At 38.6% G+C, this 22,904-nt stretch carries 15 protein-coding genes; 3 read left to right on the forward strand and 12 right to left on the reverse strand.

Annotation, left to right across the window (positions count from 1 at the left end; all coding sequences use genetic code 11):
- Nucleotide 1: 1 nt before the first annotated feature.
- The 3 genes from pgi to galE all read right to left on the reverse strand — a co-directional run bounded on the left by pgi (nt 2) and on the right by galE (nt 3,706).
- Nucleotides 2–1,681, reverse strand: a complete 1,680-nt coding sequence (gene pgi, locus V6252_RS07675) for a glucose-6-phosphate isomerase (RefSeq protein WP_341609969.1) — start codon at nt 1,679–1,681, stop codon at nt 2–4.
- Between the two features lie 3 nt (nt 1,682–1,684).
- On the reverse strand, nt 1,685–2,578 hold the full coding sequence (locus V6252_RS07680) for a UTP--glucose-1-phosphate uridylyltransferase (protein WP_341609970.1): 894 nt from the start codon (nt 2,576–2,578) through the stop codon (nt 1,685–1,687).
- 69 nt (nt 2,579–2,647) lie between these two features.
- Nucleotides 2,648–3,706 (reverse strand): UDP-glucose 4-epimerase GalE, encoded by a 1,059-nt coding sequence (galE, locus tag V6252_RS07685; RefSeq protein ID WP_341609971.1) that lies wholly within the window; start codon nt 3,704–3,706, stop codon nt 2,648–2,650.
- Nucleotides 3,707–3,851: 145 nt separating this feature from the next.
- On the opposite strand from galE, the gene V6252_RS07690 reads away from it, so the two are divergent.
- Genes V6252_RS07690 through V6252_RS07700 form a run of 3 tightly spaced genes read left to right on the forward strand, consistent with a single transcriptional unit; the run spans nt 3,852 to nt 7,240 of the window.
- On the forward strand, nt 3,852–4,838 hold the full coding sequence (locus tag V6252_RS07690; RefSeq protein WP_341609972.1) for a hypothetical protein: 987 nt from the start codon (nt 3,852–3,854) through the stop codon (nt 4,836–4,838).
- Between the two features lie 47 nt (nt 4,839–4,885).
- The gene (locus tag V6252_RS07695; protein ID WP_341609973.1) at nt 4,886–6,145 is read left to right on the forward strand and encodes a nucleotide sugar dehydrogenase; all 1,260 of its coding nucleotides are present in this window, start codon (nt 4,886–4,888) and stop codon (nt 6,143–6,145) included.
- Nucleotides 6,146–6,148: 3 nt separating this feature from the next.
- Nucleotides 6,149–7,240 carry a glycosyltransferase family A protein gene (locus V6252_RS07700; protein ID WP_341609974.1) on the forward strand — a complete coding sequence of 364 codons (1,092 nt, stop codon included), beginning with the start codon at nt 6,149–6,151 and terminating at the stop codon, nt 7,238–7,240.
- A gap of 5 nt (nt 7,241–7,245) precedes the next feature.
- Here V6252_RS07700 and V6252_RS07705 read toward each other — a convergent pair whose 3' ends face one another.
- The 9 genes from V6252_RS07705 to V6252_RS07745 form a co-directional block, all read right to left on the reverse strand.
- A complete protein-coding gene (locus V6252_RS07705; RefSeq protein ID WP_341609975.1) occupies nt 7,246–9,039 on the reverse strand; it encodes a hypothetical protein in 1,794 nt (597 codons plus the stop codon).
- A 63-nt stretch (nt 9,040–9,102) separates the two neighbouring features.
- The gene (locus tag V6252_RS07710) at nt 9,103–9,753 is read right to left on the reverse strand and encodes a CatB-related O-acetyltransferase (RefSeq protein ID WP_341609976.1); all 651 of its coding nucleotides are present in this window, start codon (nt 9,751–9,753) and stop codon (nt 9,103–9,105) included.
- Nucleotides 9,740–12,754 carry a hypothetical protein gene (locus V6252_RS07715; protein ID WP_341609977.1) on the reverse strand — a complete coding sequence of 1,005 codons (3,015 nt, stop codon included), beginning with the start codon at nt 12,752–12,754 and terminating at the stop codon, nt 9,740–9,742. The genes V6252_RS07710 and V6252_RS07715 overlap by 14 nt, the downstream gene beginning before the upstream one ends.
- A 106-nt stretch (nt 12,755–12,860) precedes the next feature.
- Nucleotides 12,861–13,736 carry a succinate--CoA ligase subunit alpha gene (gene sucD / locus V6252_RS07720; RefSeq protein WP_101204626.1) on the reverse strand — a complete coding sequence of 292 codons (876 nt, stop codon included), beginning with the start codon at nt 13,734–13,736 and terminating at the stop codon, nt 12,861–12,863.
- Between the two features lie 149 nt (nt 13,737–13,885).
- On the reverse strand, nt 13,886–15,052 hold the full coding sequence (gene sucC, locus V6252_RS07725; RefSeq protein WP_057757869.1) for an ADP-forming succinate--CoA ligase subunit beta: 1,167 nt from the start codon (nt 15,050–15,052) through the stop codon (nt 13,886–13,888).
- A 158-nt stretch (nt 15,053–15,210) separates the two neighbouring features.
- Nucleotides 15,211–16,665, reverse strand: a complete 1,455-nt coding sequence (gene lpdA, locus V6252_RS07730; RefSeq protein ID WP_114701392.1) for a dihydrolipoyl dehydrogenase — start codon at nt 16,663–16,665, stop codon at nt 15,211–15,213.
- 261 nt (nt 16,666–16,926) lie between these two features.
- Nucleotides 16,927–18,174: a 2-oxoglutarate dehydrogenase complex dihydrolipoyllysine-residue succinyltransferase gene (gene odhB, locus V6252_RS07735; protein ID WP_101204629.1), complete on the reverse strand. Its 1,248-nt coding sequence runs from the start codon at nt 18,172–18,174 to the stop codon at nt 16,927–16,929.
- A gap of 155 nt (nt 18,175–18,329) precedes the next feature.
- On the reverse strand, nt 18,330–21,206 hold the full coding sequence (locus V6252_RS07740; RefSeq protein ID WP_341609978.1) for a 2-oxoglutarate dehydrogenase E1 component: 2,877 nt from the start codon (nt 21,204–21,206) through the stop codon (nt 18,330–18,332).
- A 914-nt stretch (nt 21,207–22,120) separates the two neighbouring features.
- A complete protein-coding gene (locus V6252_RS07745; protein WP_055123743.1) occupies nt 22,121–22,831 on the reverse strand; it encodes a succinate dehydrogenase iron-sulfur subunit in 711 nt (236 codons plus the stop codon).
- Between the last annotated feature and the right edge of the window lie 73 nt (nt 22,832–22,904).

A 22,904-nucleotide genomic window follows, 5' to 3' on the forward strand; every position in this document is an offset into this window, starting at 1 on the left:
GCTAAGACAGCTGTTTGATACGCTGTAGTAATTGGTCAGTAGACGTATCGAATAGACCTTGAGCATCTTTCTGTACATGCTGCATAGCATGGTGTACGGAGTCTGCCATTTGCTTACCCATCTCGACGCCCCATTGATCAAACGGATTGATATCCCAAATGCTGGCCATGACATAGACCTTATGTTCGTAGAGCGCTATCAATGCGCCTAAACTATGCGGCGTCAGCTCATCAATCAGTAATGTGGTTGACGGTTGATTCCCACGGTAGTACTTATATTTGTCTGCTTCGGAAACTGTCTGTGGATCCACCAGATCTGTCACAGCAGCATTACCAAATGCCAATACTCGACTTTGCGCCAGACAGTTGGCTAAAGACAACTCGTGCTGTTGTTGCAATGAGGAGTTTCGCGCCTCATCACCGTAGCGACGTACGCAAGCGATAAAATCACAGGAAACCTGCTGCGTGCCTTGGTGTAGCAGCTGATAGAATGCATGCTGTGCATTTGAGCCAATTTCACCCCATAGAATTGGACACGTATCATAGTCAATATGATCCCCATTCCGAGTAACGGACTTACCATTACTCTCCATCTCTAGCTGAGTAAGATAGCTGGGTAAATATCCCAATCGACCGTCATAAGGCAATACAGTATGCGCATTTACTTGTAAAAAAGTACTGTTCCAAACAGCTAGCAAGCCTAGCAATACGGGTAAATTGTCGGCAAAGTCAGCTTGTGCAAAATGCTCATCCATACTATGAGCACCACTTAATAATGCCTTAAAGCCACTCATACCAATACGAATAGCAATGGCAAGGCCTATCGCCGACCATAAAGAAAAGCGACCGCCGACCCATTCCCAAAGCTGCAACTGATGCTCAGGATGAATTCCCCAAGCACTCATTTTTTCACTATTGGCTGAGATGCCGATAAAGTGACGACGCAATACACTATCTTCTGTACCTGCACGGAGTTTTGCCGTCGCAAGTAGCCAAGATAATGCCGTCTTGGCATTTGATAAAGTATCAACCGTACCAAAGGATTTGGAAGAGATAATAAATAGTGTGGTCTCAGGATTTAAATGCTTGAGTAGATTATCAAGCTGAGTACCGTCCATATTGGAGACAAAATGTACTTCAATACTGGTATCTGCCCACTCGTCGAGCGCTGTAGTCGCCATGAGTGGGCCTAGATCAGAGCCACCAACCCCAATATTGACAACATCTGTAATCGCCTTGCCCGAAAACCCGCGCCACGTGCCATTGCGCACGCGCTCTGAGAGGCGTGTTACTTGTGCCAAACTATGATGTACATCAGCGACGATATTTTGTCCATCGACTTGTAATGTCGCTGCCGCTGGCAATCGTAATGCTGTGTGCAATGCAGCACGCTGCTCGCTGGTATTTACCATCGCCCCTTGTAGTAAAGAATCAATACGAGCATCTAGCTCACAACTATCAGCCAAACTCAGTAAGTTAGACAATACTGTCTGATCAATACGCTGCTTACTAAAGTCCATATACAGCGTACCAGTCTGCACACTAAAATGCTTAGCGCGCTTATCATCTTGTGCAAATAGCTGTGCAAGCGACCAAGGATGCTTTGCAAGCGTTTGTAGTTGTTGCCAGTATTTAGAATGTCGAGCACTGCTATATGCCTTATCGCCCTTTATCTCTTCCATCAGCTATTCATCATCTGCTAATTGCTGCTTGGCAAAGTAGATGAATGCCTGCATATACGAGCGCATATCGCCTGCATCGTAGCTATCACCACGCATGGTCGTGACATGGACACCGTATTCACTAATGAGCGCGTCAATCGCATCTGTCAGCTGAATCTCACCACCGACAGATGCTTCAGTATTGGCTAAGTAATCAAAGATATGGTTACTAAATACATAGCGTCCTACCACAGCCAGATTTGAAGGAGCATCAGCTAAATTGGGCTTTTCTACAAAACCAGCCACTTTAAAGCTAGCATTAATATTTATTTCTTCATTAATATCATTAGTATCATTAGTATCACTGAGCTTTTCATCTAGTCGAGCGATACCATACTTATGTACGTCTTCATCCGCTACTTGATCAACCAATATCTGTGAGTGACCATCTGTAGCAAAGGCGTCTAACATAAAGGCCAAATTATCAGCAGACATATCAGTGGTAAATGGATCAAGCACGACATCAGGTAACAATACGGCAAAGTCATGCTCACCGATGATTGGTCGCGCTGCCAGTACCGCATGACCCAAACCTAACGCTTTACCTTGACGTATCATCGACACAGTTACATCTTTTGGCAACCAGTTTAAGCTATCAGCCAGCTCATCTTTGCCTTTATGACGTAATTGATTGTCCAACTCTGCATTGATATCAAAATAGTTTTCAATCGCGCTCTTTTGCGCATGACCGACCAAGACAATATGCTTGATACCCGCAGCGATGGCCTCTTCGACCACGTAATGAATAGCAGGACGATTACCAAGCGGTAACAACTCTTTTGGTACAGATTTCGACAATGGCAGCATACGGGTACCAAAGCCTGCAACAGGAATAACGGCGTGAGTGATTTTTTTCATATGAATAATATTATTTCAGAAGTTAAGTTAAAATAAAGTAGTAGATAAACAATGATAGCTTAACAAGTATTAAAATACATTGTATCCATTCGGGTTCATGCTCTGCCAACGCCATGTATCTTGACACATATCAGCAATCGATAATTCAGCTTGCCATCCTAACAGTGTTTTCGCTTTATCGGCACTGGCATAGCAACTGGCGATATCCCCTGCTCGACGATTTGTAAACTGATAAGGAATAGCCTGTCCAGATACACCAGAAAATGCAGATACCAATTCTAATACAGACGTACCTTTGCCAGTACCTAAGTTAATAGGTAAAAAACCTACTGAGTTTTGCATCGTACTATCTTCATTTAGACTGATTTTTTTATCTAGATAATTTAGTGCAGCCACATGACCTTGAGCCAAATCAGTGACATGAATAAAGTCACGGACACCTGTTCCATCGACAGTAGGATAATCATTACCAAAGATACTGAGCTTATCAAGTTTGCCGACGGCCACTTGAGAAATATAAGGCATTAAATTGTTAGGAATATCATTAGGGTCTTCGCCAATCTGTCCTGATGTATGCGCGCCTACTGGATTAAAATATCTGAGAGCAATCAGGTTCCAACTGTCATCAGACACGGCTAGATCTTCCAAGACATGTTCAACTGTCAGCTTGCTCTGACCATAAGGATTGGTACAAGAACGCTTCGAGCTCTCATCGATAGGTAAGGATTCAGGATCACCATAGACAGTGGCAGATGATGAAAAAACTAAATTCTTAACGCTATACTCTGCCATAACTTCTAATAAGGTTATGGTGCCGCTGACATTGTTATTGTAATACAGCAATGGCTTTGCTACTGACTCCCCAACTGCTTTTAACCCAGCAAAATGAATCACGCCAAAAAATTCGTGAGAAGCAAAGACTTCTCTCAGTAACTCAGGATTGCGTATATCCCCTTTGATAAACTCAATTGTCTGTCCAATAAGAGTAGAGACACGGTTAATTGCTTCACGGCTACTATTAGATAAGTTATCGTATACAACAATATCATAGCCTGCTTCGTGTAGTGCTATACAAGTATGCGAACCGATATATCCAGCACCGCCTGTAACTAATATTTTATTTTTCATAACATCGATCCGTTACTTTATGAATTAGTTATTCGTCTTTGCTCATAAACGCAACTATACTGGGAACTATAATACATTGCCAACGTAAATATATTAATAATATATTTCCAATTTTCCGCTACCAACCCAAGCCGTCGACTACGCCATGAAATTCAATAACTACTTCAAGCCACTATTATCAGGTTACTATAAACACTATCGCTACCCTAACCAGCGTTTGGCGCTAGTGGTTGGTATGCTGCCATGGAAAGATATCGTCAACGAATGGGTGTTTGAGTCGGCACATATACAAATACAACGACACTTTGATAAGCAATATTTTAATCTTTGGCTCAAACCTTTTATCCAAAAGGTCAATCCCGTCATCTATATTTGGGGCTATAAAGCGCCTCAATACTTTATTGAGTATGTCCGCGAGCAAGGTGTAGACATTTTCTTTTTAGAAGATGGTTTTATCCGTTCAGGCCCTGATGACGATAGCAGTGCGCCCCCGCTGTCTATCGTAATGGACAGCCAAGCCCCCTACTTCGACACGACTCGCCCAAATGACTTGACAGATTTGATTGCTAACTTTGAATTTGAACAGGACGGATATAATGATGAGCAGGCACAAGAAATGCTTGATTATTATGTGTCGCATAGAGTGAGCAAATATAACCATCAGCCATATATGGACGTTGTACCTATATACGGTATCAAGAATAAAGAACGTATATTGGTACTTGGGCAAGTACCATACGATGATTCATTGAAATATGGTGGTGGCACTGGTATTACACTGCTTGATGTGGTCAATAAGGCCATTGAAGAAAACCCTGATGCGCAAATCATTGTAAAACCACACCCAATGACACTCGATGACTTATCTATCGTTAGTACACTTACTGAGCTAGATTGTCTTATCCTCACTCAATCTATCCACTTAGTTGACGCATTAGAGTCAATCGATCACGTCTATACGATTACGTCATTAGGTGGCTTTGAGGCTTTATTAAGAGGAAAAAAGGTCACCGTATTAGGCCGACCTTTTTATGAAGATCTTTGTACTAGTAATGCAAAATCAAACACACCTTCACTTTCTCAGATATTATATATCTGTTATTATGCCTACCATCTTATAGTTGCTACTTGAGCAAACAAACGTTGTTATATAACTAATTTATATCAAAAGGTTCTTCAATGAATTCTAAAAAAATCGCGATTATAGGCTTAGGTTACGTAGGTTTGCCATTGGCCTGTGCATTTGCAAAAAAATACGATGTTATAGGCTTTGATATAAATAAAACACGTATTGACGAATTAACTAATGGAGTTGATAAAACTAGAGAAGTAACTAGTGATTACTTAAAAAATACTTCTCGGCTTACTTTTACTTCTAGCAATGACAAATTGTCTGAAGCAAATGTCTTTGTGATCACTGTGCCAACACCGATTGATGATAATAACCTACCTGATTTAACACCTTTGATCAAAGCCTCACAAATGTTAAGTAAAGTCATCAAAAGAGATGATATTATTATTTATGAGTCAACAGTATATCCAGGTGCTACAGAAGAGGTTTGTATTCCCGAATTAGAGAAATCTGGTTTAGCATTAAACGACGACTTTGGTGTAGGTTATTCTCCGGAACGTATCAATCCTGGTGATAAATTACGTACAGTAGAGAATATACTAAAAGTCACTTCAGGTTCAAACCCTTATTATACAGATATAGTAGATGAGCTATATAGCTCAGTAATAACTGCTGGTACGTTTAAAGCCTCATCTATAAAAGTTGCTGAGGCGTCTAAAGTTATTGAAAATACTCAACGCGATGTCAATATTGCCTTGATAAATGAGCTAGCTCTTATCTTCAATGAGATTGGCATTGATACTCATGAAGTAATAGAAGCTGCTGCCACTAAATGGAACTTTATTAAGCTTATGCCAGGCTTGGTAGGCGGTCATTGTATTGGTGTAGATCCTTATTATCTCGCTCATAAAGCGTCATCTTTGGGTTTAAACCCTAATTTAATATTGACCTCACGTGCGATAAATAATTCTATGAGTAAGTTTGTTGCTGAACAAACTATTAAAAAGCTTATTTCATACGGTAAGAACATTAAGGATGCACGTATTCTACTTTTAGGCGTCACTTTCAAAGAAAACTGCCCAGATGTTAGAAATACTAAAGTCACAGATATTGGTGTTGAGCTTGAAAAGTACGGTGTGAAAATGACTTATTCTGACCCTTGGGTCACTGTAGAGGATTGGAATAGTCTAAAGGTTGACCATGTAAATTATGAAAATATTGAAAAAGATAGTTTTGATGCTGTTATTGTAGCTGTGAATCATTCAGAGTTCGTTGGTGAAGATGATAAAATCAATAGTTTCTGCACTAAACCTAAAGTAGTTATTGACGTTAAAGGCGCATTAGCAAATCCAGATTGGCGTCTATAACATATGGGTAAATTGTTAGAAGAGTTTGAGTATTATGTCCAAACTCAAAATTACTCTAGGGCAGACTCTCTCATAGAAAGTCTGCTAGACACTAATATTGTTAGTAGGTTAGAAAGAAAGGAAGCTCTTTCACTTCTATATAGAGTAGGCTATGTTTATCCTGATTTAACTTTGAAACTATGTAATCAACGAAATGATGTTCCAAGGCCGTTTATAGATACACTACAAATGACATTAGGGTATACACCTAGTCTTCGCTTTTACAACCACGCGGACAGTCTGATTTCTATAAAAATTGCACTAATGAGAAATAAACCTCTACTTGCAAAACTACTCTGTTATAGATTCTATCGTCAATATAATTTGCAACCAATAAATTTAGTGCAAAATAACAAACTTACTATTGGTAACAATCGCAAAAAAGTTAAAAAGAATCATAACAAACAAAAAGTTAGTATTGTAGTTACCACTTATAACTCTGAGAAATTCGTAGAGAACTGTATAAACTCTTTATTAAATCAATCAATTAGCAATATTGAAATTATTGTCGTGGATGATGCCAGTACTGATGATACTGTAGAAATTCTCAAAAAATACCCATCCATTAAGGTCATTCAACTTAGTAAAAATCGAGGAACATACCATGCTAGAAATATTGGTATAGAACAATCTTCTGGTGTATTTCTAACCTTTCAAGATTCGGATGATTGGTCACATCCAGAACGTGTAGAACGTCAGCTATTACAGTTAACTAAAAACCCTGATAATATAGCTAATTTTTCTAATTTTTTTAGGGTAGATGAAAATACAGGACTACCAAGCTGTCGACAAAACTACCCACTTTTAAGACTTAACATCTCTTCTATGATGATTCGTAAAGTAACGTTAGAAGAACTAGGCGGATTCAATGATAAACGTAGAATTGAATCGGATAAAGCTTTACTCAATACTATTATCTCTACGTACGGGCCATGTTCTGTTGAATATATAAAAACTCCTTTAGCCATTGGTTTGTTACGAGGAAATTCGTTAACAACTTCGGAAAACTCGGGGTTTGATCGCTATGGATACTCTAAAAATAGAACCCTAACTTAATTTAGTTACTCATATGTGGTCCATACATGTAGCTTATCTATATTAATATTTAAGCCTGTTTTAAGAGATGATATTTTAATTGACGTTATGGCAATATTTGATGGTAATATTAATTTAATACCATCACGCAGCTTATCATAATCAAAATACAAAATTCTATGAAATCCTAATTTTTGGTTGTGTGAAATGTAATTTACTTCTGAAGAAGGAATTACTTTAGAGCAACTTAACAAATTATAAAGAGTTAATTGAATCAGAACACCATATTTTTCTTTTTCTTTTTCTTTTTCTTTTTCTACAAGATTTTTGTGATGAAAATGTAGAAATACTATATAACTTTTATTTGAGTTTATATCGTGATTATAGTTAGATATTTTAAATATAGTGCCTTCCTTTCGAAACTCTAAATTATTACACAATAGGAGGTTGTCACCCTTTAAGACAGGTCTATTTATTTTTAGATGATACTTCTTTTGATGATTACTATTAGGATACATAAATTTATTTTCTAGACGAGACTTCATCAAGATAAAAGCTCTTTCTAGATTAGTAGTATAGAAATCACTATATACTAAATTCTCTAAAAGACTAATAAAACTATTTCTTAAATAAAATGGAGTTGAGACAGCACCTCTGAAATGGCTTATAGAAGAATATAAGTCGGCTATTAAAGGATTGTCTTGGAACTCCACATCTCCTATATAATCTACATATTCTTCCAATAAGTACGTACTGGAGTGATTATCCACTACAAACTGTCTAAGCTTTTCTACCTTTATTTTTCCAACTAATCCTAATTGTTGTTGGAAACCTTCATAATCTAAAGACTTTAAGTTCCTTCCAGTAAAATTCTCGTAAGCCAACTCAGATATATTTTCTTCGTTAACAAAGCCTGACATAAATTCATTACCACCAGTACCGATTACAAAAGCTAAATTCTGGTTAGCTATTGCTTCCAAAATTACACGGCCTACACCGACTACTACCGCATACTGGTTGAGTAATTCACTAGTGACATTTCTTTCACCTAAAAAAGTAACATAACTATCTAGACCACACTCCATGACTTCAGACTTAATAAAATCTGTTAAAGTACCATCTCCAACTATATCTATTCCCTTTATTCCACTTAAATAAGCATATTCGATAAATTTCAATATACCTACATACTTTTCAATTGATAGCCTACTAACAATAACCCATTTCTCAATACTTATATCAACATCTCTGTTTACCTTACAATTAAAATACTCTGTGTCAACTAAATTTGGTAACACCTGAACTTTGGAGAAAGGATATTTAATTATTACATCTTTTAAGCTATAAGACATAGTTATTAGTAGACTGAGTGAAGGTGCTATCAGATAATAAAAAATAAAATGTAATACTGGATTAAGCCTATTGCTAAACACCATTCCTTTACCATGCAAAGTACAAAATATTGGGATCTTTAGCTGCTGAGCGACAAAAGAACCTATCAGAGCTTCTATATCAGAATTATGAATATATAGCGCTTGTATATTGTGCAAATGACAATAACTGACTATTCGGGCTACTGTATCTATAACGAAGTCTATAGATATATCTGAAACTTCTGAAGATAAATTATAGTCAGTAATCAAAGCATATTCAGATAATAGCTCAGTTGCCCGTTTACTTTTGTTATTAAACATATTAATCAAATGTAAACTTATTTTGCTTTTAGAAGTGAGAACTTTCATTTCTTCTAAAAGTCTAGTTTCCCTACCACCCATATCAATAGAGTTGGTAAGTATTAATATTTGTCTAATGACAGGCATGATTACAAATGACCTTGTATAATTACTTCTAATGACTGACTTATAATAAGATATAAATAGTTATCATTGAATGTCAATTGGATAAATTACTTTGTAAGACTTTTTATATATTTCGGATACATTGTCAAGAATTTCTATATATTCTTTCACTGATAAGCCTTTAGGTAATTCATGAAGGATTTTAGGGTTAATATTCCACCATTTTAATCTATTTAATTTTTCGATAGTCTCCTCATCAAAACGATACCTCATTATCTTTGCTGGTGTTCCAACTACTATAGCAAAACTTGGTATATCTTTAGTAACTATACTACCAGCTCCAATAATTACACCGTCACCTATCCTAATACCTTTCTTAATCAGTGTATTATCACCTATCCATACATCATTACCGATGATCAAATGTCGTTCTGGACTTTCTTGAATACGTACATCTGGGGCATCTTTCAGATTACCCAAATGCTCTAAAAATGAAGAAGTTGATATACTAGATAAGTTATGGGAACCTAATCCAATTTTTACATCTCGACCAATAGAACAATAACGTCCAATCTCTGTTGTTCCTCGTATTGCTCCAGAGTTTATATAACTTCCAAAGCCTACATATATAGTTCCATGAAGTTCACAACTATTTATAGCCACATTACCTTCTGCAAATATACGTGTATGCCCTAGCTTACAATCATTTAACTTACTATCTTTAAAATATGACAAGTTGTTCAGCCTCATTAATTGCAATTACTTTACGAAGTGCCGTTTCTAAACCTATACGGCTAGAACTGATGTGATTTCTTTTAAAGTTTAACAAACTTAATCTCGAGTACTCTTTCCATGCATTCTCATCATTGTATAACCACTGACACATTTCACCAAATATACTCGGCTCAGTAACAGGTACTCCAGTTAAACCAATCGCTTCATTCAATGATTGAAGCATAGATCTGTATACTACAGGAGTTCCTACAGATTGAGACTCTACAGGTACCATCTCATAAGTAGTAAACTGGTTAAGACAAATAGATAACCTTTTTTTAGATATCCAACGCATTAATTCTGCGCTTTCCATAAAAGGGGCAAACTCGAAATTAGGTATCTCAAATTTCCCGCTATAATGTTTAATCACGTAAAAATTAGTCTTCGGCATCCTTTTTCTAGCCTCAGAAACCCAATTTATCACTTTGCCATCGGTTATCTCTGGATTGTTTAACTTCGTCGCGTCTCCGAAAAATATTCCTTCCCTATCGTTAAAACTTGGTAACTCCTCTCTCAAGTTATCAACATCAATAGTTTTAGGGAAACTGACAATGTATTTTTTTATAGAGTTTAAATGCGCGTCAAATTTCATGCTTTCACTAAAGGCCATCAAGCACACTTTAGATTTGGATTTTTCTAAATTATATAAGTTTATAGTTTTAGAAATAAACTTTGAACGAACTGGGTTTGAGTTATATGACATATTTAATAATATTGGAATACCCATTCCTCTTAATATATCCATTTTCTGAAGAGACTCAGAGTAGTCTGGTCTATTTGGATCTCCAGGATAAATCATCGCCACATCGATTCTGTTATCAAAAATTTCAAAGTTAGTTGATTGACTATCTATTGTATAAACTTCGTGTCCTAATTCTTTTAAATATTTTTCAATTAGTAAATTTGACTTATGTATCCCACCCTTTTTAAAATTATCAAAACGACCAACTAGAAGTACTTTTAATGCTTGAGAGTTGTTTAGACGCCAATTTAAATTTGTTGAAATATCATTTTTATATTTTCGAACATTTTTTGCAGATTCAACTTGCTTTTGTCCATGCTTATTAATAGAGTCTTCTTGGAACTCTTCTATAGTTTCTATTTCTTTAGGTTTGTGCTCCATGACAACGAATTTAACTTTCTGTTGCTGTCCCAATCTTGCGAAGAAAATATCAGCCATATTAGGTCTTTCAAAATCTTGCAAGCTGACTTTCATAGTTGAAGAGTGAAAACCTAATACTCCAGTTCCAAGAATATGAACATCTAAGTCAAATGGTCGGCCAGCAGAGTAAGAAAAAACTCTACGGTCTTTAGGATCATAGTAATCCTTAAAGAAGTCTGACACGACTGATCCATGCCAACCAACTACCGCTCTATAATTGTAATATTTAATCTTATTTATAATTCTCTCAACATAGTCGTTTGGATAGACCAGATCATCATCACAACTGAAGTAGTATCCTTCAAAATCATTCACCCAGAAGAATTTTCCTGCATCACCTAAATCTCCATGGTCTTGACTTGTAGCAACAATTATTTTTGGATGATTTAAAAAGTCTGGAATATGGTTCCAACCATTTAAATATACCCCTAACTGATCAACCTGATGCACTAACGAGTTAACCACTCTCTTAAGAGCTAGCTCTCTCGAAGGAAGTGCGGCCAATCCAGCAAACTTTTTTTCATGAAAAATATTTTTCACTATTTTGTTAAAACGATTGGTATTTTCTTCAACATCAAGAGATGTCAACTTTCTTTTATGTTCAGTTAGTTCTGTACTCTCAATTAAGTTTCGAGATAAATGTATAGGAGAAGAATCTAAATTTTCATGTGTTTCTGGGTTCTTATTTATGACATCGATAAGAGTAGTATTTATTTCATTTTGCTTATTAGTAATTTTTAAAATTTCTGAACGTAACTTACCAATTTTTTCTTGGTTAAAGCTTTCTTGATGTTTATTTTTTTCTATATAGTCATCAAAAGACACTTTATCAAATCCAAGACGGTTTCTTGCAAATTGTGTATATTTCCAGGTATTAGAATTAAGTAACGCTCTTATTTTTTTATCACGCTTAGTTACTGTTTTATTAAGGTTGTATATTTCCTTTTCATAGACATTTATAATATCGTCTATAATTCTTTCAAGAATTAATAAGTCACTTCTTTCTAAATTAGGACGCAAATTATTAATTGTATTGAAGAAGTTTAACTGAACAGAGTGTCCTACTTTTATTTCGTTAACTTCCTCTTTTAAGTTTTTAATACTTTTAAGTATTTCGCTGATACCAGTCTCCATTTTTTCTTCGACAATGAAGTTGTTGTTAGAGTAACTCTCTTTCGTAATCTTACTATAAAACAAGTAACCAGCGTAATCATCAATGATTTTTAATTTATCAAGGTTTTCTTCATTTTTAATACAACTTTTCTTTATAATTATAAGCTGTTTATTATTTTTATTATCGTTATCTATATAATTCAAAAAAGATTCAACATTCTTTAGTGTGCAGTCATTTATAAGTATAAGACCCGTATCGTCCTCTATATCTTTGAATAGAAAAGAACTTACGCTTCCACTAATGGACTCAGCCAATATTGATGTTAACGGCTTTGAAGAGTTAGTATAAGCGTCGAATTTTTTTGCAACAGAATTTATGACTTTCGAATCATAAGTAACATGCTTACAACCATTAGATAATAGATTTTTCTTCGATATTTTTGAAATATATGGATCCACCTCCAATATTTTGACATCTCTTTTAAACTCTTTTTCAAAAAAAATACCATAAATACCGTAACAGCCTCCTTGAATCAATACTTTATTTGAGATAGATGAATAATGATGTTTGAGATGAGCTAATAACTTATCATTTGATATTTCACTAACTTTTATATTCGTTGGTACTTCTAAAATATAATGATTATTTAAGATCTTAACTTTTCTCTTAGCAAGCATATCATTCATAATTTTCACTCTATACCGTTGTCAAATCAATAAAAAACACCCCATTGTAGGGGTGTCTTCTTAATAATTCAATATAGTTTTAGTAGTTAATAGGCTTTTGCCCGTTTTACCAACCAGTAACTTCTTTTAGCTTATCGCCAAGTTTAGATGGGTCACGTGTATACGCGATACCAGCATCTTCAAACGCTTTGAATTTCTCTTCAGCAGTACCTTGACCACCAGAGATGATAGCGCCAGCATGGCCCATACGCTTACCTTCTGGAGCAGTAACACCAGCGATATAACCAACAACTGGCTTAGTTACATGGTCTTTGATGTAAGCAGCAGCTTCTTCTTCAGCAGTACCACCGATTTCACCGATTAAGATGATAGCTTCAGTTTGTGGATCAGCTTCGAACAGTTTCAATGCGTCAATCTGGTTCATACCAGGGATAGGATCACCACCGATACCGATACAAGTTGACTGACCAAAACCAAGCTTAGTCGTCTGAGCTACAGCTTCGTAAGTCAACGTACCAGAACGTGAGATGATACCCACTTTACCTGGCTGATGGATATGGCCTGGCATGATACCGATTTTGCATTGACCTGGAGTGATAACGCCTGGGCAGTTAGGACCAACCAAACGTACGTCACCAGCTTCTTCAAGATAGCGTTTTGCTTTTAGCATATCGATAGTCGGTACGCCTTCAGTGATCACAACGATCAACTTAACGCCAGCATCGATTGCTTCAACGATAGAATCTAGTACAAATGGTGCTGGTACGTAGATAACAGAAGCGTCAGCTTGAGTCGCTTCCATGGCTTCCGCCATAGTGTTAAATACTGGTAGGCCTAGGTGCGTTTGACCGCCTTTACCTGGCGTCACACCACCAACTACTTTTGTACCATATTCAATGGCTTGTTCAGAATGGAACGTACCATTTTTACCAGTAAAACCTTGTACCAATACTTTGGTATCTTTATCGATTAATACACTCATTATATTTTCCTTGTATTCGGTTGTCTTGTAACAGTGGTCTTTATAACTAGTCTTATCAAATTTTGATAACCAATCTTTGCTATAAAACCACTACTACGATTTGACTACTATGCTTAAGCATTTATCTCTAAACACTTATGTTTAAAGACTTACGCTTTAACAGCATCGACAATTTTTTGAGCCGCGTCAGATAAACCTTGAGCTGAAATCAATTTCAGACCAGACTCTTCTAGGATTTGCGCGCCTAGCTCAGCGTTGTTACCTTCTAAACGAACAACAACTGGTACTTGTACGTCAACTTCTTTGATAGCAGCGATAATAGCTTCTGCAATCATGTCACAACGTACGATACCGCCGAAGATGTTGATTAGAACGCCTTCAACACTGCTGTCTTCTAGGATAATTTTGAACGCTTCAACAACGCGATCTTTAGTTGCACCGCCGCCAACGTCCAAGAAGTTAGCAGGCTTACCGCCATACAATTTGATGATGTCCATGGTCGCCATTGCAAGACCAGCACCGTTAACCATACAACCGATGTTACCTTCTAGAGCAACATAGTTTAGGTCAAATTCAGCAGCTTTAAGCTCACGCTCATTTTCTTGAGTCTTGTCTTGTAGCGCTGCGATTTTTGGCAGACGATATAGTGCGTTTGAATCGATACCGATTTTGCCATCAACACAAACGATTTCGCCATTTTCACGAACAGCTAATGGGTTAATTTCCATTAGAGCAAAGTCGTTTTCAACGAATGCTTTATAAGCGCCAGTCATCAATTTAACGAACTGGTTGATTTGCTTACCTTCTAGACCAAGTTTGAACGCAACGTCGCGCGCTTGGAAAGGCATTAAACCAACTAAAGGATCAACATTTACTTTGAAGATTTTTTCTGGAGTGCTGTGTGCTACTTCTTCGATATCTACACCACCTTCGGTAGATGCCATGAAAGTTACACGACGAGTTGCACGATCAACGACTGCGCCAAGATATAGCTCAGTTTGTACTGGATACATATCTTCTGCAACCAATACAAAGTTTACTGGCTGACCATCAGCATCAGTTTGGAACGTTACTAGGTTAGTACCGATCAGCTCTTCAGCAACTTGCTTAGCTTCTTCACGAGTTTTAACTAGCTTTACACCACCAGCTTTACCGCGACCACCAGCATGTACTTGCGCTTTAATTACCGCAATGTCAGTTGGGGTTTTGTCAAAAGCTGCAGCAGCTTCTTCGCCGTTATGAGCGATGATGCCTTCTTGAATTGGCAAACCGTAGCTTTTTAATAGCTCTTTTGCTTGATACTCATGTAAATTCATTGATTGTATCCTTTATTTTTTACAATTAATAAAAAGTGAAATCAAGTGCGCACATATAAATATTAATCATACGTCTGACGCACTCATGATTGTGGCATCACCAAGATAGCGATACCCCAATCAGGTTGTAAATCGATAATAACTAAACGAGCAACTACTTATTTCTTACGTTTTTTGCGCTGGATAGCGTGAATAGCACGGCCATCTGCAGATAGAGCAGCTTCATGCACTGCTTCTGAAATAGTTGGATGAGCAAATGTCATCAACTGCAAATCTTCGATACTAGAGACAAATTCCATTGCGATCATACCTTGATGGACGATATCACCAGCACCAGCAGAGATAGCATGCATACCTAATAGACGATCTGTTTTCGCATCAGCAACTACTTTCACAGAACCTTGCGCTTCACTTTGCGCTAATGCACGACCGTTGGCAGCTAAGTTGAAAGAACCTGTTTTAACTTCATAGCCAGCTTCTTCAGCTTCTTGCTCAGTTAAACCTACCCATGCGATTTCTGGGTGAGTATAAATGACATTGATGATAGTGTCATAGTTAACTTGAGGTTTTTCGCCATGAATACGCTCAACAGCCATCATGCCCTCTTCCATTGCTTTGTGCGCAAGCATAGGACCACGGACCAAATCACCGATAGCATAAACGCCATCAAGATTGGTTTTGCACTGGTCATTGACATCGATAAGGCCACGTTCAGTCAACGTGATGCCACTATCATCGCCAAGCAGTTTTTCAGAATAAGCGCGACGACCAACACAAACGATTAGTTTGTCGAAGCTCTCTTCAGAAGACTCGCCTTTGCTTTCGCTAGTGACGACAACTTGGTCACCTTGTACTTCAGCATTGGTTACTTTGGTATCGACACGGATATCAAGACCTTGCTTCTTCAGCATTTTGCCGGCTTCTTTTGAGATGTCTTTGTCAGCAGCAGCTAAGAAGCTAGGGAGTGCTTCATATACCACTACTTCTGCACCTAGACGACGCCATACTGAACCAAGTTCAAGACCGATAACACCAGCACCGATAACGCCTAGACGCTTAGGGACTGAGGTAAAATCAAGTGCGCCAGTTGAATCAACAATACGGTCGCCGTCAGTTTTGGCAACAGGAATCTCGATAGGCACAGAACCTGCCGCAAGAATGACATTCTTAGCAGTGATCGTTGTTTCGCTTTCGTCTTCTAGAGCAGTAAATTTGACTTTTTTGTCAGCGCCTTTACCGTCGACCAATGTACCCCAGCCTTGTAGCCAATCAACACCATTGCCTTTCAACAACGCGGCAACACCGCCAGTCAACTGCTTAACAATGCCTTCTTTACGCTCTATCATTTTTTCGATATTGATAGCAACGTCACCAGTACTGATACCGTGCTCGTCGAGGTCATGCTTAGTAGCTTCGTAACGATGTGAGCTGTCAAGTAGGGCTTTTGATGGGATACAACCAACGTTTAAGCAAGTACCGCCAAGTGCTGGCTCGCCTTTATAAACGCGCTTTTCGATACAAGCAACACTCATACCGAGCTGGCCTGCACGAATAGCTGCCTCGTAACCACCAGGACCGCCGCCGATGACGACTAAATCATAATTGTCTTTCATAGTACGTTCCTATTTTTAATTGTATGTGTCATTTAAACTGGTTGTTATCTCGCTGATAAATCAGCGTTATTTACACTGAATAGTTAATACACTATGTCAATGAGATAGACTCACTCATCGATAATCGATAGCAAGTCACCATTATTAAATTCGTTTAAATACAGTTATCAGCACATCAAGAGATCGCTGAGTAATAAAAATCATTATCTATACCAAAGTTAAAAAGCTTGTATCAGCGGTTGCCAATACAAGCTTAAAAGCTTACAGGTCTAGTAGTAGCATTGCAGGGTCTTCGACCAACTCTTTGATAGTTACCAAGAACTGTACTGCTTCTTTACCATCGATCATACGATGGTCATAAGATAGTGCTAGGTACATCATTGGTAAGATTTCAACTTTACCATCGACTGCCATTGGGCGATCATTGATAGCATGCATACCTAGGATAGCAGTTTGTGGTGGGTTCAAGATAGGTGTTGACATCAATGAACCAAATACACCACCGTTAGAGATAGTGAACGTACCGCCAGTCATGTCTTCTAGACCAAGCTTACCTTGCTGTGCTTTACCGCCAAACTCACGGATTGTGCTTTCAACGTCAGCCATGCTCATGCGATCAGTATCACGTAGTACTGGAACAACCAAGCCACGATCTGAAGATACTGCTACACCGATATCATAAAAACCATGATAAACAATGTCATCGCCATCTAGTGAAGCATTTACTGCTGGGAAGCGTTTTAGCGCTTCTGTCGCTGCTTTTACGAATAACGACATAAAGCCTAAACGTACGCCATGACGTTTTTCAAACTTCTCTTTGTATTTAGCACGCATGTCCATCAATGGCTTCATGTTCACTTCGTTAAACGTCGTCAACATCGCTGTATCTTGTGATGCTGATAATAGACGCTCAGCAACACGCTTACGAAGACGAGTCATTGGAACACGTTTTTCAGTACGCTCACCCATTGATTCAGCAACAGGACGGCCACTATCAGACTTGATGCTGCTGTCTGATTTCAATGTCGGGTTAGCCATATCAGTTTTGGTTACACGACCACCGCGGCCACTACCTTCAACTTCTTTAGGATCTACGCCTGACTCTTTTGCTGCTTTACGAACTGCTGGGCTTTGATCTTTATGATCAGCTTCGCCTTTCTTATCTGTTGCTTGAACAGGCTCGCCACCATCAGCAGCTTGCTTTGCTTGAACTGGCGCAGCTGGCTGGTCTGGATCTACTGCTGGCGCTTCTTCTGCGCTAGCACCAGCACTTGCACCGGCTTCAAACTGAGCGATAAGCTCATCAGACAATACAGTATCGTCAACTTGCTTTACGATTTTGGTCAATACACCATCATCAGGTGCTACAACTTCTAATACAACTTTATCAGTTTCAATTTCAGCCAATAGGTCATCACGATTAACTTGTTGACCTTCAGTGACGTGCCACTCAACGATTGTGCCATCGGCAACCGATTCTGGAAAAACGGGGGCTTTGATGTCAGCCATCGATATACTCCTTAGATTTGGATATTCATACTTATTATTAAGTCGTGATAGGCAGTCAGTAATCTTTTAATAACTTTGCTTATATTTTATTAAGAAACACTGACTGTCATCGCCTGATTCATTTATCTTCTGTAATCTTTTGATTAGACAAGGTGTTACTGAGCTAATTCATCAACACTTATGCCAAGGCCACCAGCAATGAGTGCTTGCTGTTGTTGAGCATGCAGTTTCGGTGATCCTGTTGCAGGGGCTGCACTAGGAGGACGCGCTACTGGCTCCATGACTTTTGCTTTGGTTGGATGCGGTACGACAATACGGAACATATGCGGTGCTAAATAGTACCAAGCGCCTTGGTTCAATGGCTCTTCTTGCGTCCATACGATTTCAGTTAGGTTGCTGTACTTTTCGATTTCAGCGATTAAGCGAGTCTCTGGCAATGGGTACAATTGTTCAATACGAACGATAGCCACATGATCAAGACCTAATGCACGGCGCTGCTCTAACAGATCATAATAAACCTTGCCACCACAAAGAACCATACGAGTCACTTTATCTGCGTTGTGATCGTCCATCTCTGGCAATACCGTCTCAAACTTACCGTTAGCAAGCTCTTCTAGGTTAGAAGTCGCTAGCTTATGACGTAATAAGCTTTTCGGTGACATAACAATCAGTGGCTTACGAATAGGACGTACTGCCTGACGACGTAATGCATGATAAATTTGCGCAGGAGTCGTTGGGGTAATGACCTGCATATTGTCTTCAGCACATAGCTGTAAGAAACGCTCTAGACGTGCAGATGAATGCTCAGGGCCTTGACCTTCAAAGCCATGTGGTAACAACATCGTCAAACCACAAACACGCTGCCACTTGGTTTCGCCACTTGAGATGAACTGGTCAATCACAACCTGAGCACCGTTCACGAAATCACCGAACTGTGCTTCCCAAACGATCAATGCGTTCGGTACGGTGGTCGCGTAACCATATTCAAAGGCTAGTACTGCTTCTTCTGACAACAATGAGTTGTAAGTAGCAAAGCGCGCTTGATTTTCGCTCAAATGAGACAACGGTACATACATGCTGCCATCATTGACATTATATATTTCACTGTGACGATGTGAGAAAGTACCACGGCCAACATCTTCACCAGTAATACGTACTAATACGCCATCGTTATCAACCAATGATGCATAAGCCAATGTCTCAGCTGCACCCCAGTTAAGAGGCTCTTCGCCCGTTTGCATCGCTAGACGCTGCTCAACGACTTTTTGAACCTGACGTTGTAACTTGTAGCCTTCTGGCATTTCGGCCATACGGCGTCCATAACCTTTAAGCTTTTCGATATCAACACTGGTATCCCAGTCATCAACCAAATCATGACCTAGATAAGGTTTCCAATCTACAAATAACTGTTCGTTAGGCTCTTGAACCAATGAGCTGACAACATAATCACCACGGTCTAACGACTCACGATAATCATCTTCGTACTGTTTCTCTTCTTCGGCATTCAAGATACCTTCTGCGATAAGTTTTTGCGCATAAAGAGTACGAGTAGTCGGAAGCTTCTTAATAACAGCGTACATCAATGGCTGAGTTGCAGATGGCTCATCTGCTTCGTTATGGCCGTTACGACGATAGCAGAACAAATCAATGATGATGTCTTTGTCAAACTTATGACGATAATCTAATGCTAACTGAGCGGCAAATACAACTGCTTCAGGATCATCACCGTTTACATGTAGGATAGGAGCATGAACCATTTTGGCAACGTCAGTACAATATTCAGTTGAACGAACATCTTCTTGACGGCTAGTAGTAAAGCCAACTTGGTTATTAATCACGATATGCACAGTACCGCCAGTGGTATAAGCACGGGTCTGTGACATCTGGAAAGTTTCTTGAACCACACCTTGACCAGCAAAAGCAGCATCACCATGAATCACGATAGGTAATACTGAATTACCACCAGTATTATCTAGTAGTGGCTGATCGTTACGACGTACTTGACGGGCACGTACTGAGCCTTGTAGTACTGGCGCGACAATTTCAAGATGCGATGGGTTAAATGCTAAAGCCAAATGCGCTTCGCCACCCGGTGTCATCACATTAGATGAAAAACCATTGTGGTATTTAACGTCACCTGAACCTTTTTCTGGCTGTACTTTACCATCAAACTCGTCAAATAAGTCTGCAGGATTTTTACCTAAGATGTTAACTAGTAGGTTTAAGCGGCCACGGTGAGCCATACCAATAACCATTTCTTTTGTGCCATATCCGCCAGCACGTTGAATGATTTCATTGATAGCAGGAATAAAGCTCTCACCACCTTCCAAACCAAAACGCTTAACACCCGTGTATTTACGAGCAAGGTATTTTTCTAGACCTTCAGCAGCCGTCAAGCGCTCAAGAATAGATAAACGTTTTTCTTTATCGAATTTGATATAGCCTAGATTAGTCTCTAGGTATTCTTCCATCCAGCGTTTTTCGGTACTGGTGGTAACATGCATGTACTCGACACCGATATGGCCACAGTAAACACGTTCCATGATTTCGATGATTTCGCGCAATGTCGCTTCATCTTTACCAATGACTAAATCATTGGTCGGGAATACGGTATCAAGATCAGCTTCTGACAAATTATGATAAGCAAGCGTCAAATCTTCTACTTCTGCACGTGGATGCAAATCTAAAGGATCAAGCTTGGCACGGCGATGACCGCGACGACGGTATGCTGAGATTAGTTGCTGTACGCCCATCTGCTTAGGATCACAGTTGACAGAGCTGCTAGAGTCGGTATCAGTACTGCTACTCTTATTTGCCGTTTGATTACGAGCAAGTAGTAAGAACTGATCTTTGATAGCATTGTGCTGAGCATCGTTCTGCGACTTATACTGTTCAAAGTACGTTTGCCAGTCAGTATCAACACTATCAGGGTCTGTTAGGTATTGCTCGTAGAGAGCTTCTATATAGTTGGCGTTATCGGCAGCCAGTTCGGTATGTACTTGGCCAGATTTTTCTTTGGTTATACTATTCATAATAATCGTCTATTTGATAGATAAATGAATGGAATCGTGCTTATTATTGTGTCAGTCGTTGTATGCTCAGGTAGTTAGACAATGTGTCATATCCTGTTAAATACTATTCGATAAAACACTTTTATCCCTAAGTATTGCCATCACCATAGAATATTGCTGTCATTGTCTACAAGAGCAAGTGATGCTAAATAGTGGTAACAAGTCTTATTGCAATACCCGTCTAAAAATAAAACTATTTGTGAACGCTCAGTTTTCTTATCTAGCTCGTTTCACAACATTAATTTATATATACTTCTTTGAGTCATAACCAATCCATTAATGATAAGCTATTAATAGATAATTATATTTTCAGCTAACCTATAAACTGGTTATTGATGCTGAATTACCCTAAGTTTGCTGATAAACCCTGCCTTTTCAGACAGACATACATTGCTGTATAGATTATCATGCCCATTTTTTGCGACATAGTTTGTTTGTTCAATACTAGGTATTTATGTAATGAATATCTATCATCAATTATAAACGCATAATCATTGTGCGCATAGTATTTTAGCCTGATAATGTCATAATCTGCTCAAACGGCACATATTAAGCGCTAAAAAAGACGCTTTGATCATCTCATCAAATACCAAATACAATTATAACAAAATTCGACTATGTCTATATTCGATTATATAGGGTGATTGTCTATATATTATTTCTTCTTACATACAACCAACGTATTGACCATACAGTTTTACTCTTAAATAATTTAATACCTATTTTTCAATAGGCTAAATTCATCATATTTTTTAAATGACAAGTTAGCTATAAAAGTAGTAAACCTATATATCAGCTTTTTAACTAACAAAAACACCACCTAATGAATAGGTGGTGTTTTTCGTATAGTAACTATAAATATCAATTACTTATGCTTAACCAGCTTGATCAATCAACATATTACGTAAGTGACCGATCGCTTTGGTTGGATTCAAGCCTTTTGGACAAACTGATACACAGTTCATGATACCGCGGCAACGGAACAAGCTAAACGGATCGTCTAAGCGAGCTAAACGTGCTTGAGTATCACCGTCACGACTATCAGCAACGAAGCGATAAGCATGCAGTAATGCTGATGGACCTAGGAACTTATCAGGATTCCACCAGAAAGATGGGCAACTGGTTGAACAACAAGCACATAGAATACATTCGTATAGGCCGTTCAGCTTTTCACGCTGTTCAGGCGACTGTAGACGCTCAGTTGGCGGTGCTGGCTGATCATTGATCAAGTACGGATGTACTTTTTCATACTGCTCATAGAACTGGTTCATATCGACAACCAAATCACGAACCACTGGCAAACCAGGTAGCGGACGAACCGTTACTTTTTCTGGTAGCGTGTTCATGTTGATTAGACATGCCAAACCGTTCTTACCATTGATGTTCATGCCGTCAGAGCCACAAATACCTTCACGGCAAGAGCGACGGAAAGTAAGCGTTTCGTCTTCTTTCTTTAGGCGTAATAGTACGTCAAGCAACATACGATCTGAATCAAGTAGCTCAATCGTATAAGTTTGCATACGTGGCGCTGCGTCCAGATCAGGATCGTAGCGATAGATTTCGATGGTGCGAGTACCTCGGCTCATAATGCTAAACTCCACACGTAGGTGATGGCGGGCATACAAAGATTGCAACATATTTGCGCTAGCTATTAATCAG

The sequence above is a fragment of the Psychrobacter proteolyticus genome, from assembly GCF_038155145.1.
Classification (GTDB): Bacteria; Pseudomonadota; Gammaproteobacteria; order Pseudomonadales; family Moraxellaceae; genus Psychrobacter; species Psychrobacter proteolyticus_B.

Coding starts and splice junctions, on each gene's coding strand:
- V6252_RS07745 (WP_055123743.1), bottom strand. CDS start 22,831: ATGAGCCGAGGTACTCGCACCATCGAAATCTATCGCTACGATCCTGAT.
- V6252_RS07690 (WP_341609972.1), top strand. CDS start 3,852: ATGAAATTCAATAACTACTTCAAGCCACTATTATCAGGTTACTATAAA.
- galE (WP_341609971.1), bottom strand. CDS start 3,706: ATGAAAAATAAAATATTAGTTACAGGCGGTGCTGGATATATCGGTTCG.
- V6252_RS07740 (WP_341609978.1), bottom strand. CDS start 21,206: ATGAATAGTATAACCAAAGAAAAATCTGGCCAAGTACATACCGAACTG.
- odhB (WP_101204629.1), bottom strand. CDS start 18,174: ATGGCTGACATCAAAGCCCCCGTTTTTCCAGAATCGGTTGCCGATGGC.
- V6252_RS07705 (WP_341609975.1), bottom strand. CDS start 9,039: ATGCCTGTCATTAGACAAATATTAATACTTACCAACTCTATTGATATG.
- sucC (WP_057757869.1), bottom strand. CDS start 15,052: ATGAATTTACATGAGTATCAAGCAAAAGAGCTATTAAAAAGCTACGGT.
- V6252_RS07715 (WP_341609977.1), bottom strand. CDS start 12,754: ATGAATGATATGCTTGCTAAGAGAAAAGTTAAGATCTTAAATAATCAT.
- sucD (WP_101204626.1), bottom strand. CDS start 13,736: ATGAGTGTATTAATCGATAAAGATACCAAAGTATTGGTACAAGGTTTT.
- V6252_RS07700 (WP_341609974.1), top strand. CDS start 6,149: ATGGGTAAATTGTTAGAAGAGTTTGAGTATTATGTCCAAACTCAAAAT.
- V6252_RS07680 (WP_341609970.1), bottom strand. CDS start 2,578: ATGAAAAAAATCACTCACGCCGTTATTCCTGTTGCAGGCTTTGGTACC.
- pgi (WP_341609969.1), bottom strand. CDS start 1,681: ATGGAAGAGATAAAGGGCGATAAGGCATATAGCAGTGCTCGACATTCT.
- V6252_RS07695 (WP_341609973.1), top strand. CDS start 4,886: ATGAATTCTAAAAAAATCGCGATTATAGGCTTAGGTTACGTAGGTTTG.
- lpdA (WP_114701392.1), bottom strand. CDS start 16,665: ATGAAAGACAATTATGATTTAGTCGTCATCGGCGGCGGTCCTGGTGGT.